The organism is Corynebacterium sp. ES2775-CONJ, assembly GCF_024814515.1.
Taxonomy (GTDB): domain Bacteria; phylum Actinomycetota; class Actinomycetes; order Mycobacteriales; family Mycobacteriaceae; genus Corynebacterium.
Genome location: NZ_JANUXT010000006.1, coordinates 40,819 through 62,171 on the forward strand (window position 1 = coordinate 40,819; position 21,353 = coordinate 62,171).

General features: G+C 53.6%; 19 protein-coding genes. 11 read left to right on the forward strand and 8 right to left on the reverse strand.

The window, feature by feature from the left end:
- The first annotated feature begins 9 nt into the window (after positions 1–9).
- From NXT01_RS08035 to NXT01_RS08050, 4 genes are all read left to right on the forward strand, one after another.
- Complete coding sequence (locus NXT01_RS08035) at positions 10–909, forward strand: class C sortase (protein WP_259079794.1); 900 nt, start codon at positions 10–12, stop codon at positions 907–909.
- A 40-nt stretch (positions 910–949) separates the two neighbouring features.
- Positions 950–1,492 (forward strand): class Ib ribonucleoside-diphosphate reductase assembly flavoprotein NrdI, encoded by a 543-nt coding sequence (nrdI, locus tag NXT01_RS08040; protein WP_259079796.1) that lies wholly within the window; start codon positions 950–952, stop codon positions 1,490–1,492.
- A gap of 36 nt (positions 1,493–1,528) precedes the next feature.
- Positions 1,529–2,182 (forward strand): hypothetical protein, encoded by a 654-nt coding sequence (locus tag NXT01_RS08045; protein ID WP_259079804.1) that lies wholly within the window; start codon positions 1,529–1,531, stop codon positions 2,180–2,182.
- A 547-nt stretch (positions 2,183–2,729) separates the two neighbouring features.
- Entirely contained in the window at positions 2,730–2,999 is a 270-nt protein-coding gene (locus tag NXT01_RS08050; protein WP_259079806.1) for a hypothetical protein, read from the forward strand.
- 394 nt (positions 3,000–3,393) lie between these two features.
- Here the strand turns inward: NXT01_RS08050 and NXT01_RS08055 are convergent, their stop codons facing one another.
- Positions 3,394–3,666, reverse strand: coding sequence for a hypothetical protein (locus tag NXT01_RS08055; RefSeq protein ID WP_259079808.1), 273 nt, complete (start codon positions 3,664–3,666; stop codon positions 3,394–3,396).
- 200 nt (positions 3,667–3,866) lie between these two features.
- Between NXT01_RS08055 and NXT01_RS08060 the strand changes: the two genes are divergently transcribed.
- Together NXT01_RS08060 and NXT01_RS08065 are read left to right on the forward strand one after the other, a co-directional pair.
- Positions 3,867–5,501, forward strand: a complete 1,635-nt coding sequence (locus NXT01_RS08060) for a GTPase domain-containing protein (protein ID WP_259079809.1) — start codon at positions 3,867–3,869, stop codon at positions 5,499–5,501.
- On the forward strand, positions 5,494–7,062 hold the full coding sequence (locus NXT01_RS08065; RefSeq protein WP_259079815.1) for a GTPase: 1,569 nt from the start codon (positions 5,494–5,496) through the stop codon (positions 7,060–7,062). The genes NXT01_RS08060 and NXT01_RS08065 overlap by 8 nt, the downstream gene beginning before the upstream one ends.
- 126 nt (positions 7,063–7,188) lie before the next feature.
- Here NXT01_RS08065 and NXT01_RS08070 read toward each other — a convergent pair whose 3' ends face one another.
- Positions 7,189–7,965, reverse strand: a complete 777-nt coding sequence (locus NXT01_RS08070; RefSeq protein ID WP_259079817.1) for a fumarylacetoacetate hydrolase family protein — start codon at positions 7,963–7,965, stop codon at positions 7,189–7,191.
- Positions 7,966–8,179: 214 nt separating this feature from the next.
- Positions 8,180–10,120, reverse strand: a complete 1,941-nt coding sequence (locus NXT01_RS08075) for a solute carrier family 23 protein (protein WP_259079819.1) — start codon at positions 10,118–10,120, stop codon at positions 8,180–8,182.
- A 154-nt stretch (positions 10,121–10,274) separates the two neighbouring features.
- Between NXT01_RS08075 and NXT01_RS08080 the strand changes: the two genes are divergently transcribed.
- Complete coding sequence (locus tag NXT01_RS08080) at positions 10,275–10,901, forward strand: hypothetical protein (RefSeq protein WP_259079821.1); 627 nt, start codon at positions 10,275–10,277, stop codon at positions 10,899–10,901.
- A 270-nt stretch (positions 10,902–11,171) separates the two neighbouring features.
- Positions 11,172–11,756, forward strand: coding sequence for a bifunctional 2-polyprenyl-6-hydroxyphenol methylase/3-demethylubiquinol 3-O-methyltransferase UbiG (locus tag NXT01_RS08085; RefSeq protein WP_259079822.1), 585 nt, complete (start codon positions 11,172–11,174; stop codon positions 11,754–11,756).
- Positions 11,757–11,800: 44 nt separating this feature from the next.
- Here the strand turns inward: NXT01_RS08085 and pflA are convergent, their stop codons facing one another.
- The 3 genes from pflA to NXT01_RS08100 form a co-directional block, all read right to left on the reverse strand.
- On the reverse strand, positions 11,801–12,667 hold the full coding sequence (pflA, locus tag NXT01_RS08090; RefSeq protein ID WP_259079828.1) for a pyruvate formate-lyase-activating protein: 867 nt from the start codon (positions 12,665–12,667) through the stop codon (positions 11,801–11,803).
- A 91-nt stretch (positions 12,668–12,758) separates the two neighbouring features.
- Positions 12,759–13,010 carry an autonomous glycyl radical cofactor GrcA2 gene (gene grcA2, locus NXT01_RS08095; RefSeq protein WP_259079829.1) on the reverse strand — a complete coding sequence of 84 codons (252 nt, stop codon included), beginning with the start codon at positions 13,008–13,010 and terminating at the stop codon, positions 12,759–12,761.
- A gap of 127 nt (positions 13,011–13,137) precedes the next feature.
- On the reverse strand, positions 13,138–15,219 hold the full coding sequence (locus tag NXT01_RS08100) for a pyruvate formate lyase family protein (RefSeq protein ID WP_259079833.1): 2,082 nt from the start codon (positions 15,217–15,219) through the stop codon (positions 13,138–13,140).
- Positions 15,220–15,784: 565 nt separating this feature from the next.
- On the opposite strand from NXT01_RS08100, the gene NXT01_RS08105 reads away from it, so the two are divergent.
- Positions 15,785–16,846 (forward strand): sialidase family protein, encoded by a 1,062-nt coding sequence (locus NXT01_RS08105; protein WP_259079835.1) that lies wholly within the window; start codon positions 15,785–15,787, stop codon positions 16,844–16,846.
- On the opposite strand, the gene NXT01_RS08110 is transcribed toward NXT01_RS08105, so the two are convergent.
- Positions 16,843–17,979, reverse strand: coding sequence for an alpha/beta hydrolase family protein (locus NXT01_RS08110; RefSeq protein WP_259079836.1), 1,137 nt, complete (start codon positions 17,977–17,979; stop codon positions 16,843–16,845). The two genes, NXT01_RS08105 and NXT01_RS08110, sit on opposite strands and share 4 nt — an antisense overlap.
- Before the next feature lie 162 nt (positions 17,980–18,141).
- Complete coding sequence (locus NXT01_RS08115; RefSeq protein ID WP_259079838.1) at positions 18,142–18,882, reverse strand: YggS family pyridoxal phosphate-dependent enzyme; 741 nt, start codon at positions 18,880–18,882, stop codon at positions 18,142–18,144.
- Between the two features lie 72 nt (positions 18,883–18,954).
- Between NXT01_RS08115 and NXT01_RS08120 the strand changes: the two genes are divergently transcribed.
- Together NXT01_RS08120 and NXT01_RS08125 are read left to right on the forward strand one after the other, a co-directional pair.
- The gene (locus NXT01_RS08120; RefSeq protein ID WP_259079839.1) at positions 18,955–20,241 is read left to right on the forward strand and encodes an alpha/beta hydrolase; all 1,287 of its coding nucleotides are present in this window, start codon (positions 18,955–18,957) and stop codon (positions 20,239–20,241) included.
- A gap of 158 nt (positions 20,242–20,399) precedes the next feature.
- Positions 20,400–21,338: a bile acid:sodium symporter family protein gene (locus NXT01_RS08125; protein ID WP_310472117.1), complete on the forward strand. Its 939-nt coding sequence runs from the start codon at positions 20,400–20,402 to the stop codon at positions 21,336–21,338.
- Positions 21,339–21,353: the final 15 nt, after the last annotated feature.

The following is a 21,353-nucleotide window of genomic DNA, read 5'->3' on the forward strand; positions in this document are numbered from 1 at the left end:
GGATCTGTAGTGGCAGCAGTGGCACGTATTAAGCCCACGCACCATGCCCCTAAGCGTGGTAGAGGCAAAAGCCAACGGCGCCGCGGGATGCTGAATATCATCCTTGGGATAGCGGTATTGCTTTTCCCCATTGTCTCGACTTTGTATACCGATTATCAATTGGATACGAGGGCTCGCAGCTACGCTGAAAAGGTGCGAGAGATTGAGCCGAGCGAGGTGGTACGCGAATATCTCCACAAAGCCCACGTATATAACCAAAACTTGGCGGAAAGCGGACATCACGCTTTTACTCCCACGCCCGAATCGCCTGGCTACGACGAGTATCTGGATACCCTCAATCCCCCTGAAACTTCTGGCATGATCGCCAGATTGGCGATCCCATCACTCGATATCGATTTACCCGTCTACCACACCACGCGCCCCGAGGTGCTCTACCACGGTGCTGGACATATGTTCGGCTCTGATGTGCCAGTTGGGGGGCCAGGGACAAATTCGGTCATCTCCGCACACACGGGGATGGTTAACGCCAGTATGTTTGATAATCTCCCGCGCATTAAAGATGGCGCGGAGATCTACCTTGATGTTCTAGGAGAAGTTCTCGTTTACCGGGTGACCGGAAGGCAGGTTGTTGCCCCAGATGACTATCAGGCTGTGACCTACGAAGCTGGCGTCGATAAGTTAACTCTTATCACGTGCACTCCATATGGCATCAACACCGATCGTCTCCTAGTGTCTGCTGAACGCGTGCCTCGGGAAATGCCGGAAATTTCTCAATCATGGCGGCCGGTGTTGAGTTGGTGGATGATGATCGACCTCATCATCATTGCGCTGGTGATAGCGTTTGTTTTGTGGCGTGAGTGGCAACGGCGGAAAGAGAACACGAGGGACGCGGGTAGTTCCAAGGACTAGCCTAAAGATTAGGGTACCCTAAGTTTTTAATCCTGATAGGATGGAACAAGCGACGCTAGCGGATAAGCGAATCGCTTGCGTTAAGCCCTGCCTGACAGATATCACAGGGCATCTACAACCCACCAAGGAAGTGAGAACCATCGAGAGCGCAACCGCGTCGACCCCCTTCGTCGTTTACTTTTCGTCGGTGAGTGAAAATACTCATCGCTTCGTTCAAAAACTAGGCTTCGACTCCGCGAGAATTCCCCTGAAACCCAAGCAAGAGGGGATGATTCGAGTAGACCGCCCCTTCGTTCTCATAGTGCCTACCTATGGGGGAGGCAGCATGAAAGGCGCGGTTCCGCCACAGGTTAAGGCATTTTTGAATATCCCCGAAAACCGCGCACTTATTCGCGGAGTTATTAGTGCGGGCAATACCAATTTTGGGGAGGCCTATTGCGCCGCGGGGCAGGTCATTTCGCAAAAGTGTCACGTTCCCCAGCTCTACCGCTTTGAGCTCCTTGGAACCAGCCACGACGTTGACATTGTCCGCGATGGACTCCGCAAGTACTTTGCCCCCGAGCAGGCCGCATCCCCAGTTTGATCCCACGGTACAACGCCACAGAAAGTCAGTGAGAACATGAATACGGATATCCCACTAACAGGGCGATTCCCGGTTCTCATCCGTAACTTCGGATCGGGTCGGTCCACAGAGCTCACCAGAATGGGGTTGCGGGTTCTTTTGGAGCACGAGAAAATCGGCAGTCCACCCTATGAGTGGGGGATATATAGCCTGTATGGGCCAATCCAAAAATTTGGATCTACTTTCGATCGAACTGCACAATCAATGCGGGCAGCACTAGCGAAGCAGTACCACGGACTGAGCGCTAAAGATATCGAATTTGAGTATTTTGCTGATTGCTGTGTGCAGTCGGCGGGCGCGGATCCTTCCAAGGTGAGTCTTTGGCTTCGCTTCTTATGGGACCCACATATCATGTCTGAACAACGTGAGATTTTAAAGAACGCAAAACGGAAACTGATCACCCACCTACGACATAACCCAGAAACCTTCGCGCAGACCAACCTCAGTGGTTTCGATCGCTGCGTGCTTGTGCTCCCTCGAAGACTGCCCTTTAATCGACTGTCTGACTATTTCGCCCTCATGGGCGGCAGCTATATCTACCTTCTTGAAGACTTCGCTTCGGGTCAGACTCCCGACCTCTTCAACCCCACGTACGTGCCTGCTGCGGAGGAACTAAGCGGTGAGGTAGGGGAGTATCTTGATGGCCAGTAATGGCCAGTGATGGCCAAACCAAAGGAGGTAGTTGAAAATACCTACTCCGGCTCTCGAAGGGTGGGACTGCGAACCACAACAGTGTCCCTCTGAGAAAAAAGAGACTCTACGCGCACGATACACTCATAGAGTGTGGGAGCTATGGGCTCCGCGTAGTAGCTCAGCTGCGTGAGATATGCACGGATACTGGCGGTACGTACTTGGATAGCGGTTTTATAAGCTGCAACAATCCGCCCCTCCAAGGAGCGTTGTACAGTAAATCAATATCTTTCTCAACCACCTGTTGGCGTTCACATTTCGAGGGGAACCAAGAACAGATCACTCGCGGTGCTGGTCGGCCAGACGGGCAGTCTTTACTGTCTCGCTTTCAAATAACACCGAAGCATCAGTAATTAGCAGCTCGAGAGCCAACGGCTATAGTCCCCAAATCGCCACCTTATGCCCAGCCAACGAGGGCAAGCGTCTAAAAGACTCCCTGATTATTGACGTGAACGAACACGCCTCAAAAGTCGCTTACAAACACGGAGCAGCCGGGCGACCGGGAGACATGTCACCCGCAGCAAATCGCCTAACCATGGCCAGTCGCATACGCGGATACGTCACCACGTGCACAAGCTCGGTCTACAAAGCCCACAGCGCTAGCGAGAAAGCCACCAGCAGCGAACGCAAAGCACTCGCCACCATAGGGCGCAGGGGCGGGAAAAAGACCGCAGAACGTCTAAAGTTCGACCTCAACGGCGACTATGCCCAAGCCCAACGCCAGACACTCGCAACAACCAACACACGCCGAACTAAGAGCGCTAAGGCGGATATATGAACCATTGCGGGGTGGTTCCTTAAAGGAAACGCCGAGATAGAACAGTGGCCGACTATTGCGGACGCGATGGAAGAATTTGGGGTGCCGCAGCCTAGTGTTCGCACGAGGGAGTAGGAGTCCTCCAGTCTTTTATCGGAGTTGGGATGGTGACTACCTTAACTAACCTCGCATTTAGCGCAAAAGCTCTAGAAAAAGAAGTCTTTTGAGGCGTAAAACCTGCTGTTGAGGTTTCTACATGTCTCCATTTTCCTGTCGGTGTGCAGCAGTAGATGACAGTGTGCGACCAATCCCTACCATGAGCGCCCTGGCACGGTGATTGTGCTGGGGCGCTTTGGTGGTGCTGTTGTGGTCTTGGTGTCATTCATTTTAGTTCACGGTTGGTTAGTTGTTGTGTCTATGGTTGCTGGTTTCGCGGCTCGATTCGCCGTGGTGTTTCTTGAGGGCTGATTTTTCTTGGCACGATTTCATCGCTGCAGTATCTCACCATAATCTCGCTTGCCCGGACCCATTGAATCACTTCACCGAGGGCATAAACACCAGAGAATGCCCAGGAAGATGCGTCGAGGTGAACTACGATCGCAGCCACCTCGCGCGACAGAGCGAGAACCGTTGACCGGGCTGCCGTTATGTCTGAGGCAGTACGGGTACTTTCTGCAACGCAGCGCACAGACTGATCCGTATGACTGGCTGGAGGCTTGAGATTCCTTGTGCGCAGGCATTGTTGTGCAGAGTGGAGATATTTCGAAGCTCTCCTCGCCAACCGTGTGGTACTTTTGTGGGCGCCTTTTTACTGTGTGTGGTCTAGCTGCTGCGCGTGATACTGAGTCGGGCTGTGAAAACTTCAATTTTCCTGCAAGAATGAAAAACATGGACGGGACCCTTGAGCTCTTACGCCACACCCTTGATGGCGTTGTATACCCTGCAGATGCCGCTAAAGCGCAGACACTGAAGAATCAGCTGGATGACTATATTATCCCGAGGATCACTGATCTTGATGCCCCACTCCTCGTAGTCGTGGGGGGTTCAACGGGGGCCGGCAAGTCTACTCTTGTCAACGCGATTGTCGGGGAAAACGTGACAGCCGCTGGGGTTATTAGGCCAACTACCCGCCAACCCACCCTTATTACGAATACTGCCGATGCGCCATATTTTCGATCGCAGCGCGTGCTTCCCGGTCTTCCTCGTGAACACGGGGAACCTGATACCCAAGCGCTGAGCCTGCGCATTGTCGAATCGAATCTCATCCCAGCTGGCCTAGCGTTGATCGATGCTCCCGACTTTGATTCCATCGATGATACCAATCGCGCCTTGGCCTCCCAGTTATTGGCCGCCGCAGATTCATGGGTCTTTGTGACCACACCGGCACGTTACGCAGATCAAGTGGTGTGGAATTTCTTATCCGATGCTGCTGCCCGACATATTGAGGTCGTTGTGATTCTCAACCGTATGGATCAACAAGCAGCGGACACGGTTCCCGATGATCTGCGCCGAATGCTCGAAGAGCGCAAACTCGACGCCGAGGTATTTGTGGTGCCATTTGTCCAGCACGAACTACTACCGGTGGAATCTATTGCCACTTACCTCCACGACCTTGCACTAGATACCGCCGCGCGTCGAGAGATCTCCCTGCGAACAGTAGCCGGTGCCCTAGATCAACTCGTTCAAGCCACCGAGGAATTGGCCGTTTCCTATGATCGTCGCCATGAGCAGGCAACCCAGCTAGCTGTAGCTTTCGATGATGCCTATTCGAGGGCCTGTCAGCATATTATCGACGCCACCTCAGATGGACACTTGCTGCGCACCGAAGTCATGGCGCGGTGGCAAGATTTTGTGGGAACCTCGGACGCGTTCCGAGTGATTGATCGCTGGTTTTCTCTCGCCCGGGATCGAGTGGGCTCCTTTTTTACCGGCAAACCCACCCCACTGCGCGAGGTGGAAACGCAGATTGAAACCGGCCTTCATGCGGTAATTATCGACGCCGCCGATACGGCTGCGGGGCGATGCTGGTCCTACCTCGGCTCCCAAGCGCCCAAGCTACGCGATCAGGCTTCTCATGATCTAGCCCGCGCCGGTGAAGAGATATCCGAACGGGCCGCAACGCTCGTGCGGGATTGGCAGGCAGACTTGGTGCGCTATATTGAGGAAAACGCTGCCTCTAAACGCATGACCGCTCGCCTCGCCTCACTCGGACTCAATGCGGTGACCGTCGCACTTATGATTGTGGTTTTCGCTTCCACGGCAGGGCTAACTGGTGGTGAGATCGCTATCGCAGGTGGCTCAGCGGTATTGGGCCAGAAATTGCTGGAAACGATCTTCGGTGAGGAAGCCGTCAGGCGCATGGCGAAACGCGCGCGCCAGGATCTCGATGAACGCGTCGCAATCCTTATGGCTGATGAGCGGGCTCGCTACCAACCGGTGACTGAGCAGCTCATTGTAGGTACCCCAGCTGAAGCGCTGAGAAGCTCAGCTCGTCAAGCCCTCGCAGAGGTTAAATATGTCTAAACTTCAGCACCGTCTTCATGCCCTCGAAGCAGCGCTCACATCTCAGTATCTCTCCCCAGAGGATCGCGACGCTATGAATAAAGTGCTTGTTCATGCGGCTGCGAGGAGAAAACTGTCATCTGAGCACACGGTGGTGGGATTCTTCGGTGCCACAGGCTCAGGGAAAACATCACTTTTTAATGCCATAGTCGGAGAAGATTTGGGTGCCTCCTCACCGAGACGCCCCACAACCTCGGCACCGTTAGCTGCGATCTGGCAACCAGAGGGGGCCAGCGAACTCCTCGACTGGTTAGGTATTGAAGACCGGCGCACCCGTACGGGTAGTTTCACCGCAAAGTCAGGGCCGCTTATTCTGCTTGATCTCCCAGATTTTGATTCAGTTGATCAGAGTAATAGAGAAATTGCGAGCCGGTTGGCAGCCCAGGTTGATGTGCTCGTGTGGGTGACCGATCCGGAGAAATATGCCGACCGGATTATCCATCAGGATTTTATTCGGCCCCATGCGAGTCATTCCGCTGTCACCCTTGCCGTGCTCAATAAAGCTGACAGATTAGCCCCCGCCGATATACCGGAGGTGACAGCATCGCTAACAGGGCTTTTAAACGATGACGGGTTAGACAATGTTTCGGTACTTGCAACCTCCACTCTTACGGGAAGTGGTATCACCGAATTGCGCGAGGCTATCGCCACTATAGCGGCGAGCAAAAACGCTCAGAGTGCTCGGATAGTAGCAGATATTCACGCTCTGAGTAACCGCTTGGTGCCTGCCCGTCATGGGCAAGTAGGGGCGCACGCTAAAAAGGAGCTTGATCGCTCCCTAGCCCAGGCAGCAGGGGTCGATCGCCTCGCTGAGATTACTGCCGCAGCGTATCGACGGCGATTAGGTCTACGCACAGGTTCACCCCTTCTGACTTGGGTACTAAAACTGCGCCCCGATCCTTTGCGACGCTTGGGATTGCGGGAGGAGCAGGATCACAGCGATGTGCACCGCAGTTCATTGCCTGCCCTTGATGCCGCAAGTAAAGCGATATCCAATAAGGCGGTGCGCACCTATACGCATGCAGTGGCAGATCAATTACCGCACCCGTGGGATTTAGCGGTCATTGAGCAAGGAAACGACAGCGCCCACGCACTTCCAGAAGAGTTGGACCGAGCAGCAGCGCGCACGAAACTGCCCGCCCAACCTTCGGCAGCGTGGGGGCTTTCGACCTTCATCCAATGGATAGCGCTCTTTATGGCGCTTATGGGGGTGCTGTGGTACCTCGCTGTCGCCTTCATCCCTGGGGTGCTCACGCCGCTGCTTGGCGATAGCCTCATACCCGCCATTGAGGGATGGCCTTATCCTACCCTTTTGATACTTGGAGGAATACTTATAGGCATACTTCTCAGCCTGATGGGAGCCGCCTTTGGTGGGGTGATTGGAGCGGTTGTTAAAGCGCGGACGCGGCGGGCACTAAAGAAGGAGATCGCACAAATATCTACCGCGACGGTCGTGCGTCCTGTTGCAGTTATTCGTCAGGATTACGAAGATTTAGCGCGCGCGCTTCGATCACTTGCCTAGGCGTATCAGCCGCCGCCTAAAAAGGGCGCTTCGGCTATGAGACAAGAAAAAGCTCACACCAATAGGCTTATTGGTGTGAGCGGATAGGTATGAGCTCTGCCGGGTCAGAAATCTGGCAAGGATACTTTAGATGAAGTGTACTGGGTTCTCGAGGGTACCGATCCCATCAATGGTGATGCTAACCGTATCGCCTTCCTCCACAGGGATAGGACCTGGAGGGCACCCCAGGCTAATCACATCTCCCGCCTTCAACGTTATATATTCCGAACAATAAGAAATGGCCTGCGCAGCGGACCATATTTGATACCGCGTAGATGAATCGACGAGGTCAAGGCGCTGACCGTTGCGCGTAAGGTGGGCGGTGATATGAGCATCATCAGGGTTATCGAGTTCGGTTTCGATCCACGGGCCGATTGGGCAGAAGGTATCGAGGCCTTTGCCCCTCGACCATTGGCCATCCTGCCCCATCAATGCTGGTGCCGACATATCATTGCAGATGGTATAGCCCAGCACATATTCTAGGGCCTCATCCTCGGTCACTTTCTTACAATCCTTGGCCATCACCACTGCAAGTTCAGACTCGAAGATGGATCCGCGTGCTACTTCTGGGACCTCGATATTATCCCTAGTGCCCACAACCGCAGAGCTCGGCTTGAAGAAAATAAACGGAGCGCGATCCTTCTCGGGATCAAAGGGCCGATCATCGGCTAGATACGCACATGCGAGGGCGACCACTTTCGATGGCGTGACGGGGCTGAGGAGGCGTGCCGATGTAGGGATTTTTTCGCCAGTTTCTTCAGCTGTTAGAGCAGCAGTGAGGTTGTCGGCGTCGAGCACGTGGTATTCCTGATCAACGCGGGCATATAGCTCGCGACCGTGCCACTCGATTCGAGCGATCTTCATGGTTCTTCTTTCTCTTCATGAGTTCCGAGGGTGCTCGGTACCTTTCTTAGATTCTTAACCAATTATTAGCTATTCGCAAGGGTTTTCATACTGTTAGATTGCTCCCATTCACAGCCAACGAGAGTATGCCAAAGCACAAAAATCCATCGCCAGGCCATAAGCATTGAGCCAGAAAAAAGCCCCACCAGATACGGTGGGGCTGCTACGGGGTATTTTAAGAATCGACTTCAGTAAACTTTCGATCCCACGCCGACCGAACAGGGTTGGCGTCGGCAAGCAGGAGATCGAAACGATCATTGGCGATTTCCACAATTTCGGCGAGAAGAACGCGCCGCTCTTGCTCATCGGAGTTGCCCAATCGGCGAATACCCGATTCAATGATCGATTCCACAGTGTCAGTAGTATCAAGGTAGGCCACATAGGGAAGGCCGAAGCGTTCCTTATAAGCACGAGAGATATCTTGGATCCGTTGGGTTTCTACGTCATCGAGATCATCGATACCGATAGAACCACGGTCGGAGGAAATTTCTCGCGAGCTGACGGTATCGGCCATCAAGAGAGCCGCCATATCGGGGTAATCGTTAATCAGGTTGAGTTTGTCCGTTTCGCCGGCGGTGAGCACAGATACCTGGATAGCGCTGCGTAGCTCGTTAATATCAGCGAAGGGGCGAGATTGCCAAGCGCGCTCCAGCGGCCAGGTTTGCTGATTGAAAAGCGGCCGCAGTGCCGCAACGAACTCTGCCTTGTTCATAGCGTTGAGATCGGCTAAAGATACTCCCTTATCGCCCGTTCGGGCGATATCCGAGCCCGCCGGTTTCCCGATATGGAAGAAGAGGAGATTGAGCACGATCGCTGCGATAGCTCCGATAGACATGCCCGAGGAAACGAAGATACGTGACCACTCGGGAAGAGCCAGCGCAATTGACGGTTTGAAGGTCACCAACATGGCCAAACCGAGAGCGGTGCTCACGATGACGGCATTGCGATTGTCGTTGAGATCAGCCTTCGCGATGGTTTGCATTCCCACCCAGGCAACTGCAGCAAACATTGCGAGTGAGGCGCCCCCGAGCACGGGGGAAGGAATCGATGCGACAATGGCGCCCGCCTTGGGAAGGAGGCCGAGAATGATCATAAATCCAGCAGCAGCCGCAGCAACCCAGCGCGATTTCACATTCGTAATCCGCACCAGCCCGACATTTTGGGCGAAGCAAGTATAAGGGAAGGAATTCATAATGCCGCCAAGGAAGGTGGAAAGACCATCTGCCCTCAGCGCGCGCTTAATATCATCTCGGCGGATTCGTTTTTTCACGATCTCACCAGTGGCAAAAACATCGCCCGTCGTCTCCACCATGGTGATAATCATGACAATAATCATCGAGATAATGGCCGCGATATTAAATTGCGGGATACCGAAGTAAAAAGGCGTAGTAATCCCAATAGGAGCGGCTTCGGCAACTTTATCGAGGTTGGCATCGCCTAGAATTAATGCCACCGTGGTGCCCGAAACCAAACCGATCAGGATGGCAAGAGTACCGAGAAATCCTTTGAAGAAGCGCTGAGCGAGAATAATAACCAGCAGCGTGCCAGCTGCGTACGCGAGATCTTTGGTGGCCGGGGTGCCGTCAGCATAATTGGTGAAATCATTAGCTGAGACAAAAAGGAGCGAAGTACCCATGACGAGGAGGACAGAACCTGTCACAACAGGGGGGAAGAATTTTAGGAAGCGAGCGAATATGGGGGTGGCAAAAAATGTAAAAAGCCCTGCTACGATCACGGCTCCGTAAATCGTTGGCAGGGCTTCAAGGCCACCTTCACCATTGGTGACTCCCATCCCGATGGCGATGATGGGGGCGACCGCAGTAGTGGTCACGCCTTGAATAATAGGAAGGCGCACACCGACGTGCTTTCCAATGCCTACCGCTTGAATCAGGGTAGCAATGCCGCAGGTCAGTAGGTCGGCATTAATGAGGTGGATGGTAGTTTCAGCGTCGAGATTGAGCGATCCTGCTATCAAAAGGGGCACGATAACCGCACCGGCGTAGAATGCCAGAACGTGCTGAAGGCCGAGAGCGGCGAGCCGCGAGGCACCGGGGACTTGATCCACTGGGTGAATAGGTGGCTGTATAGGCGGCGTAATGCCTGCAGCGGAAGTCACAAAAATCTCCTTGGGAGTGTGCAAATCGAAGTAGTGTAGGGAGAATTTTAGCCGTGTGCGCAGCGAAAAGTCCTAGGAATAGCGACCCCTTGTGGTTAAACGAACAGTGCCATATAAACTGTGGTTTAGATCATGGGGCGGGTGAAGGAGAATGATGAGTAGATTCAATCAAGCACAGGAAAGAGCGACCGCAGCCCTCATGGACGCACTGCGCCAGTGGGTGGGGGTCAAAGACTGCGAACTCGGTGAAATATTAGTAGCCGGCACCCCATGCCCAGAATTTCACTGGGCCTTTAACCTCAACGAGATTAGCGTAACGATAAGCCGTACTGGCAGCTATGTATTCCAGGCGATATTTGTCAACGAAATAGATAGCCAAGAAGAGTATGAAGAGATTGACCAGATTCGGACCGCTCTTACTCAGCACGGAGCCATTGATCCTACGCTCGCCCTCAGCGACCACCAGCGCAGTCAAGCCCTGCATGCCCGCCGATATATGGCAGTACAAGGCGCCCCCGAGCCCTTAAGGACGTGGGTCCACGAGCTGTTCGACGCGCTTATAACCTTCCACATGCCCATAGAACCAGCGATTAGAATCTCTGATTTCATTGAATTACACATGCGGAGAGGAACTGATTACTATCTGCTCGGTATCGTAAAAAACGATAAATATATCCTGGAATACGAAAACGCTCATGGTGAAATCACTGGCTGGCAGGAATCAGATCCTAAGAAAATGCTCGAAAGACTATTAGCTTTGGATCTAATCGTCCCCCTATAAATTTGCGGCGGGGAAGGATGGCTCAGCTTAATCAAAAGGATCTGTGTGTGGGCTACGCCGCGATGCATGGGGTGACGGATCCCCGCTACCTAGCTAGGGAGCGAAACGCCTCGAGATTACAAGAATCAGTACGACCATACTGAGGGCGCTGTTACGCAGCGGTGTCGCTACGTAAGACTTTCCGCTGCTAGTGAGAGCGTCGTGTTCGGTGCTTAGGACATGAGCCTTCGACAGCTCGTAATTGCCAACAGGCCTCGATACACTGTGGCTATGCCTACATGGAAAGAAATTCTCGACCATAACCCCAACCACTCCGAGCAGTACGCCCAGCGCTGGTATCGATTCCAAGCGGAGGGCCGCGATATCGTTGGTGAAGCACGTTTAATTGATGCGCTCGCGCCCAGGGGGGCGAAAATCCTCGACGCCGGCTGCGGAACAGGCCGGATAGGTGGATACCTCTCCCAGCAGGGTCACCATGTTGTAGGCACAGATCTCGATCCCGTGCTCATTGATTATGCTCGCAAGGATTACCCCGAGGCGCGGTGGGAGGTCGGGGACTTATGCGTTGATCCACTCCCGGGTGACAATTACGATCTAATTGTCTCAGCCGGCAATGTGATGGGCTTCCTGCCACCTGAGGGAAGGTTGCCTGCTTTGAAGAATATCGCGCGAGTGTTGAGCGCGAACGGTCGCGCTGTTATTGGGTTTGGAATCGGCCGTGGCTGGCTCTTTCCCCACTTTCTCGAGATGGCACGCGAAGCTGGTTTTAAAGAGTCACTGCTGCTAGAGAGTTGGGATGGACGACCTTTCGAAGCCGATTCTGAATTTTTAGTTGCCGTTCTAGAAAAGCCCTAAAATATTTACCCGCATGCCAGAAGTTTGGCACGCGGGTAAATTTTTTAGTAAACGGTGAAGCCGAGTTGTCTAAAGACGTCTCGAGTCTTCTCCACTGACTCTGGTGTGGGAGGTTTGACCCCCTCGAGGGTGTACTTCATCCCCATGCTCTTCCACTTATCTTCACCCATATTGTGGAAGGGCAAGACCTCAATGCGCTCGATATTGTCCTTCCATTTGCTCACAATATCGGCGACTGCCTGGATATTCTCCTCGGAATCAGTGAGTCCTGGAACAAGGACGAATCGTATCCACACTTTCTTACCGAGGGCGTTGAGGCGATCGCCAAATTCCAAGGTGGGTTGCAGAATGCGCCCTGTAACCTCATGGTAGACCTCCGGGATACCGCTTTTAACGTCAAGGAGCACGAGATCGATATTTTCAAGATCGTCGTCGCTCAGACGTGAGCCAAGGAAGCCTGAGGTATCGATGCAGGTGTGAATGCCGGCATCATGAACCTCTTTGAGCACTCGCCTGGTAAAGGCGATTTGGAAGAGGGGCTCGCCGCCGGAAATGGTCAGCCCGCCGCCGCTGGCCCGGAAGACGGTGGAATAGCGCTTGATTTTGCGCACAATATCCTCGACCTTCTCGAGGGTCCCTTCCTTCATCTCCATGGTGTCGGGGTTGTGACAGTATTGGCAGCGTAGTGGACAACCCGAGAGGAAGAGTGTCATGCGGGTGCCTGGGCCGTCGACGGCGGTGACAAGCTCCCAGGAGTGAACGAGGCCGATATCGCCAGTGCGACGGGCGGCAATGAGTTCGGGGCGTTCGATGGTGAGGTCGATGCCTGCACCGATACCCTGGGCAACACCGCGAATACGCGGGCCCGAGCCAGGGGCGAGAGTTACAGTGGTGTTAATTCCATCAGCCATAGTAAAAGTTCACGTCCTCGAAAGAAGTATAAGAAAACGCGCGAAAGCTGCAAATTATCAGTTTTCGCGCGTCCGAAGATCTACGCTCTATTTAAGCGTTGTGGTGGAAGGTACGCGAGAGAACGTCGCGCTGCTGCTCCTTGGTGAGCTTCACGAAGTTCACAGCATAACCGGACACACGAACGGTTAGGTTCGGGTACTTCTCTGGGTGCTCCATAGCATCTTCTAGGGTAGCGCGGTCGAGCACGTTGATATTGGCGTGGTAGAGGCCAGAGCCCATATTGTTGCGGGAACGGGCAGCTTTCATATCAGCCATGCGCTCTTCGAAGGATTTTGCAGACATTGGGTAGAACCTTTCTGAAACTAAGTAGTTGTATATGCACCTCAAATATTTGAGGATTTTTCCTGCTTGGGGCCCATCTTAGTCGAAGATGAGCCCCAATTTCTAGACTTTTAGTCTGGAATATGGCCTACCCGTTTGGGCAGGAAGTATCCATGATAAAGCCAGCGTCGAGGATGCCAACCAAGTTCGCAACCTGCTCTTCCTTGGTACGGCCCAAGCCGGAAGGAGTGATCGTATTGGTCAGCGAAATGCCGTCAAGGGCGTCCTCATAATCCAGCTTGCCCACCGAGAGCATGGAAGCAACCATACCGTGGGAGTCGAGGCTGTTCTCTGGGTTAGCGCCCGGTGCAAATGGGGTACCAGCCTTGTGGCCGGATGGGAATGCACCAGTAGCCTTGCCGTAGACCACATTCGAGGTGATGGTCAGCACCGACTGGGTAGGAATGGCGTCGCGGTAGAGTGGGATCTCTTTGATCTTGCTCATCACGGTGTGCACGATGGTGGCCGCAATATCGTCGGCGCGATCGTCGTCATTGCCGTAGATCGGGAAGTCGCCCTCGGTGACGTAGTCGACGATGAGACCTGTTTCGTCGCGAACGGGAGTGACCTTGGCGTACTTAATGGCGGCTAGGGAGTCTGCCACGATGGACAGGCCAGCAATGCCGCAGCCCATGGTACGAATGATCTCAGAGTCGTGCAGTGCCATCTCGATGGACTCGTAAGCGTAGCGGTCATGGCAGTAGTGGATGATATTGAGGGCTTCCACATAGGTGCCAACAACCCAGTCCAGCATGGCCTCGTACTTATTCCACACATCGTCGAAATCGAGTGGGCCATCGCCCTGAACAGGCTCATATCCTTCAACGATCTGCTTGCCAGTCACCTCGTCACGGCCGCCATTGATGGCGTAGAGGAGGGACTTGGCAGCGTTGACGCGAGCGCCGAAGAACTGCATTTGCTTACCAACCGCCATCGGGGATACACAGCAGGCAATGGCTGCGTCATCGCCCCAGCGATCACGAATCTGCTTATCGGACTCGTACTGTACTGAGGAGGTCTCGATGGAGATTGCCGAGCAGAATTCCTTATAACCGTTAGGCAGGTTCGGATCCCAGAAGATGGTGATATTAGGCTCTGGTGCTGGCCCGAGGTTGCGCAAGGTTTGGAGCAGACGGAAGGAGGTCTTGGTGACCATGGGGCGACCATCTTCGGCGAAACCAGCATCGGACCAGGTTGCCCAATAAGGGTCGCCCGAGAAGATCTGATCATAATCGATGGTGCGCAGGAAGCGGACGATGCGAAGTTTAATAACCAGAGCATCGATAATTTCCTGAGCGTCAGCCTCGGTAATCAATCCACTCTTGAGATCGCGCTCGAAGTAGACATCGAGGAAGGCAGACAGGCGTCCGATGGACATAGCGGCGCCATCCTGGCTCTTCACAGAGGCGAGGTAGGCGAAGTAGGTCCACTGCACGGCTTCTTTAGCGGTGGTCGCGGGGCCTGAAATATCAAAACCATAAGACTGTGCCATGGTCTTGAGCTTTTCGAGGGCGCGAATTTGCTCCTGGTGCTCCTCGCGGTAGCGTGCCCAGTGCTCAGAGAAATCTGCACCATTGACAGAATCCTTTGCGGCCTTCTTCTCATTAATGAGGAAGTCCACACCGTAGAGGGCTACACGGCGGTAATCGCCAATAATGCGGCCGCGACCGTAGGCATCGGGTAAGCCGGTAATGATATGGGAAGATCGAGCCGCGCGAATGCGAGGAGTGTAGATATCGAAGACCGCCTGGTTGTGGGTCTTGCGGTATTTCGTGAAGATTTCCTTGACGCGCTCATCTGGCTCAAGCCCAGCCTCGCGAATGGCCGTCTCAACCATGCGCCATCCGCCGTTAGGCATCATGGCGCGCTTGAGTGGGGTGTCGGTCTGCAGACCGACGATAACGTCATCGTCTTCGCTGATATAGCCAGCTTTGAAGGCGTCGATATCCGCGGGGGTTTCGGTATCAACGTCGTAGACGCGCTTCGCGCGCTCCACTTTGAGGTAGTTATTTTCTAGTTGATCCCAGACGCGGAGAGTTTTTTCGGTGGGGCCTGCAAGGAATGAGGCGTCACCTTCGTAGGGGGTGTAGTTTTCGAGGATGAAATTGCGAACGTCAATATTTGTTTGCCAATTTCCGGGTGCAAAATCCTGCCAAGCAGTGGTGCTCACGAGTAGTCTTTGACCTTTCTGCATATATTAATTTTCTAAGTCGACTGTAGTGCTGAGGAATAATCCCTAAAGTTCTCGGCGCCCCTGGATGGTCGAAGTATGACTTCGACGTGCACCGCTTCCGGCATGCCGCTTTTGAGCAGGCACGCTGTTCCTCAACGTCCTTACCTTGAACCAATCTACCCGTTCTAATAAGAATTTCCATAGATTCAATGTGTGGGCTTATTGACAAATAAGCCCGCTCGGACTTTTGGCAGTTCAGGGGCAGTTAGGGTTATAACCCGAAAATGTGCAGTTTTCGCCGCTATTGAAACTGGTTTTATAGAACTTAGGGGGTGGTAAATCGGGAAAAAGGGGGTGAAAGTAGCAGTTTTTACCGAACTTATCTAATCGGGTAGGGGGTGTGGAGCCCCCGATTGTGGGGCGTATATGCGGCGAGTCTATTGGGGGTGATAGGGGGTATTTTCTCTGTGATATTAATGCGGTAGATGGGGGATAATCGGGGGTACTTAGTGGGTAAAATCACAAGGTGATCCCCGGTCCATCATCTGTACCATCGACATTTATGATCCCCCACCAACCACCCCACCTTCTCGTGAATGCCGCACAGCTAAGTGCCGCCGGCACCGTTGATCCCCGTACCGTAGAACTTCGGATCCCAGCCATTGCATTCCTCGATGGGAGTGATGTGCTGCTCTTATGTGATAGCAGATTGCCGGCTGACGACGACACCGGGCTTGGCGGCGCGATGCCTAGCGATTTACCAAATCCCAATTCGCTCATTATCGGTCGCGGTACTATCGATGGACCTATTGAATACGAGATCTTCCGTTCCGGATCCACTCATCCACGTCAGGGATTCTCTGATCCCGCCATCATTGTGGATGGTGTTAACCTCGCAGTAGTGTATGCGCGCAGTCATACGGTGGGATTCTTCGGCTCTCAAGGCCGTGACAGCGACCAGGTTTTGCACAGTGAAATTGCGATCTCCCACGATTGTGGACGCACCTTTAGAACCCACTCTCTCACAGATATGGTTGTCGGCGATTATGCAGGGGCTTTTGTGACCTCTGGGCATGCGGTAGTCAACCAGGGGCACTGGATTCTTCCCGTCGTTATGCGCGACCACCAGGGCAGAACGTGGCATCGCGCACTGATTAGCCACGATAAAGGTGACACGTGGAGTGTGGGAGAGGTTATCGGCGACGATATGGATGAAACCTGCTACGGCGTTCACTTAGGCCAGTTATATCTCTCCGCGCGCCGTACCTCAGCCTATGAAACAGGGGAGCTTGGCCGCTATAGGGCAATCAGTTCCGATTATGGGCGCAGCTGGAATACTATTGGTTTTTCCTCCACGCCCCCGGCTGCAGCCTGCAATGCCAGCTTCGTCGATACGCCTCACGGCCTCGTCTTCGCCTACAGCGGAGCAGGGCGACAGGACGGTTTCTTAGAGATCGTCGACCCCCACACCTACTCAGACCCCACCCAGCCTATCTCGCAGAAACCGCCTCTGCGATTCCACACAGGGCCGTGCGGGTATATCGACCTTGCCTACCATGATGGTTATCTGGTGGTGGTCTACGAGGTCCTCGGCGAGATCTGGATGTGCAGCTTTCGGTGCTAGGAACTAGCCGGCTCTTTGTCGGACACGCGGCTATAGACCGAGTTCCACCCTTTGCACAGCTGGGGGCCGTAATAAGCCCACGCGTGCACCCCGCTATGTCCAATATCAGTTTCAGGCTGTGGGAGGCCCAGTTCGCGCATGCGCTTGATAAGGATGCGGGTCGAGCGATAGGCTGCTTTTTCCAAAACCACCGCACCTGGTAGTTCATAGCGAGGATGGCCGCGGTGCAGCCTGATATCCTCATCCGTGATACGACCATTAGCGGTAAAAAGATAAACCGGAAGTGCTCCGAGCCCGTGAGGATGATCCGCAATATCTGCGGCCAAGCGTCGCTTTGTCATCCCATGACCCCAAATATTATCGGGTTCCGCCCCCACGCAGCGCACAATGGCTAGAACCATTCCACGTCCGAGAGCCCCAGACGTGGAATAGCAGCCTGAGAGACCAATAACACCGTGGAAAATATCGGGATGACGGGCCGCAATTCGTACGGCTCCAGCGGCTCCCATAGACAATCCGCCGATAATATGGTGTCCGTTAGCTTTAATACCATTGAGAGGATCTTCTATAATGGGGAGCAGTTCTTTGCTGATAAAAGACTCCCATTGGTGGCGGCCCACAACTGGATCGTCGTGCACCCAGTCCTCGTAGAGGGAACCAGGTGCCTGGGTAGGCATGACCACCGTGGCATTAGTGGTGGCGAGGAACTGCGAGAGCTGACCTTCGCGAAGCCAACCAGACTCCTTGGGGGCCGATACCCCATCAAGTAGCACGAGGGTGGGAGCGGGGCTATCGCTATCACGCGGGCGTACCACCTGAACCTCGACGACGCGCCGCATACTCGGACTGCCGATTGACCACCGTTCGACCCCCTCGTGCTGAGGATCTGGGCTGATGCCTACGAGGGTGGCTGCGGCAAAATCCTGGCGAGGTGGAGTTTCGTCGAGCATATAGGAATAAATGGCAGGAATTCTGCGCCAGATTAGGGGCGTGGATTGCACCACTGCAAGGGCCAGCGGAATCAGCGCATCAGCGATGGGGCTGTTGAAAATTCGTTGCATCCGCCGTCCGAATACGTCATCGGCTCCAGCGCTATCCGGCATCGTGACCTCATCTATCCGTAGCTTTAACATAGCTTTTGTATAAAGGGAAAGCGGCACCAGGGCTATCACTCCTAGCCCTAATGTCGCGAGTGCGCTAACAGTATAGCGCCAATAAGGGCCATGTGCGTTACCGGAAACCGGCCTGTTTCTTATGCACATGATCCCAAAGATCGTATGCCTAGGAGTACAGCTTTAGGAATAAACTGAGGTCGGCCGATGGCCAAATATGGCTGTTCCTAGCCGCACAATAGTGGATCCTTCGGCAATGGCCCAGCGAAAATCACTGCTCATCCCCATCGATAATTCCTTCAGTTCAACCCCATCGGGTATAACGCACAGGAGTCGATCACGCAGCAGCCGCAGGCGCTCGAAAGCCCCTCGGACAACCTGCTCCGACGGAGAATAAGGAGCAATTGTCATCAGTCCGCGAATATGTAGGCGTTCGAGCGGAGCAATGTCGGCCATTATCGCTTCAGCGTCGCTCGGGTGAATTCCACTTTTAGATTCCTCGCCCGAAGTATTGACCTGAATGAGTACATCGAGATGCCGATCGAAGTGCAGAAGGCGTTTATTTAAAGCCTGGGCTAAGCGCACAGAATCGAGTGAATGCAGCCTGGTGGCATACTGGGCAACCTCGCGCGCTTTATTGCGCTGGACAGGGCCGATAATATTCCACTGCAAACCCGGGAGTGCTTGGGCTTTGGATGCCATCTCTAAGGGACGATTCTCCCCAAATTCCTTGATGCCCGCTGCAACGGCGAGTTTAATTATCTCAATATCGAAGGTTTTTGAGACGGCCAAAAGTTGGATATCGGGGCCATCGCTGCGACCGTAATCAGACGCGGCGGCGCTGATCTCCTTTTTCAGAGCCATATAGCGGGTGTGAATATCGTCTGGACTCATAGGGTGCTCGGGAATTGAAATAGACATCATGAATAAAGTGTAATCGCTAGCGGGTGGTGTGCTCGCTGTACGCTGCCTAAAACCCTGCCTACAATTGACGGCATGAACGCAACAAGCACCCAACCCATGCGGTATTTTGGTCACACCATCGTTGACCACCGACTCGAGGTACCGTGGGATCCTAGCGACAAAGATTCTGATACTTTCACTCTTTTTGCTCGTGAGATCTACGCCGATGAGAATCTTCCCGCCATGGTGTATTTCCATGGTGGACCAGGTTTTCCTGCGCCGCGGCCGGTATCAGCGTCGGGTTGGCTGAGCTTTATGTTGAAACACTATCGCCTTATCCTGCTGGATCAACGCGGCACCGGGTATTCGCATCGGATCGACGCTGCTAGTGATCCCCGCGATCGAACCTTCGAGCGTCTCGTATTGTTGCGGCAAGAAAATATTATCGCTGATGCTGAGGCGCTCCGAGAATATCTTGGCATTGATCAGTGGAGTGTCATGGGGCAGAGCTACGGTGGTTTTTGTATACATAGCTATTATTCCCTGCACCCCGAGGTCATTGACAAGGCCTACCTCACTGGTGGAATTCCAGCAATCCACCACTGCGCTGATGAAGTTTATACCCATACCTACCGCAAGCTAGCGCAGCGGCATAAGGAATTCTACCGGCATATCCCTTGGGCTGAGAGCCGGATTCGAGAGATCGCTTATCACCTTGATAACTCCGAGGAGATCTTGCCCACCGGGGAACGCTTGAGTTCGCGTCGCTTTCGAACTATTGGGATAAACCTAGGCCGCGGGAGCGGTTTTATGGATCTGGCGTGGCTGCTGGAAGAACCCTTCCACATAGTTAGAGGAGAGAAGCGGCTCCGCCGCGATGTCCTCGATCGGATCTCTGCACAGGTAAGTTTCGAACAGGGTCCGCTCTATGGAGCTATTCACGAGTCCATTTATGCCGGAGTCGGCGGATTAGGAGCCACGAAATGGTCAGCGGAGCGAATGCGGAATCTTATAGACGGTTTCGCCGAGGATCTCGACCCCATTACAGCAGAGAATTACTATCTGACGGGCGAGCATATCTATCCGTGGCAATTTGATGAGGATCCAGCTTTACAGCCCTTTAAGGAGGCCGCGGAGAAACTGGCCCACCACGAATTTACGCATTCTCCCTATAACCCCGAGATCCTTGCCGGTGCATCGCGCATGGCCGCAGCTGTGTACGTGGATGACATCTTCGTCCCTTTTGAATTATCCCTAGCTACAGCACATACCTTAGGAGATATGAGGATGCATATGACGAATTATTACCAGCACGATGGTCTGCGTGAAGACGGAGCAAAAATTCTCGAAATTCTGCACCGCAAATTGCTCGATCATTAGAAATATAAGGTCTCGTTTGAAAAGAAGTCCAATTTCTCATATTATCGACCTCACCGCGCCCATCCGCGCCGCGGTGAGCATTATATATTGAGCGCTGCAGCCCACCCATAGCCAAAAAGTGCCGATTCCCATCAGTTAATTAGAGAAGGATTATGGTTTTGGCTGCACCCGAAGCCCGCCGCGCACAGGCGATTGTTCTGATATTTCCGGCATTTATTGTTCTCGGCTCCATTGTGGCTCTCATTTTTCCAGCCCCTTTCGTCCCGATTACCGGATATATAAGCTATTTTCTCATGGTGATTATGTTCGCCATGGGTCTCACCCTGAGCATTCCTGATTTCAAACAGGTCATGCTCAGACCACTACCGATTATCATCGGGGTTATCGCGCAATTTGTCATAATGCCTCTTTTGGCTTTAGCGGTTGGACGCGCCCTTAACCTTGACCCCGCCCTGGCCGTCGGGCTGCTCATGCTTGGATCCGTACCTGGCGGAACCTCTTCCAATGTCATTGCCTTCCTTGCTCGCGGCGATGTCGCGCTATCAGTGGCAATGACCTCGGTGTCCACTCTTATTTCGCCGATCATGACCCCGCTGATTATGCTCTTGCTTGCCAATGCTCATACTGGGGTCAATGCCACCGGGATGGCGTGGGCCTTGGTGCAAACGGTGCTTATTCCAGTGGTATTGGGTTTGGTTATTAATCGAATTGCTCCCCATTTAGTGGCGCGTATCGTGGGATTTTTACCGTGGATCTCTATCTTCCTCATCGGGACGGTGGTCTTCGGGGTGGTGGGAAAAAACGCTGATAATTTAGCTACGGTTGGTTTGATTGTTTTCCTCAGCGTTCTCATTCATAACGCTTTGGGTTATCTACTGGGATACCTCACCGGCCGAATCACGGGACTATCGAGAGCACAGCGCCGCACTGTCGCTACCGAGGTTGCCACCCAATCTGCCGGTCTCAGCTCTGGTATGTCCGCGCAATTCTTCAGCCCCGAAGCTGCCCTACCCGGCGCGGTGGCGGCAGTATGGCACAATATTTCCGGCGCCTTCTTTGTGGCATTATGCCGCCGTCGAGATATAACCCACCTATAAAATGAAAGCATAAGA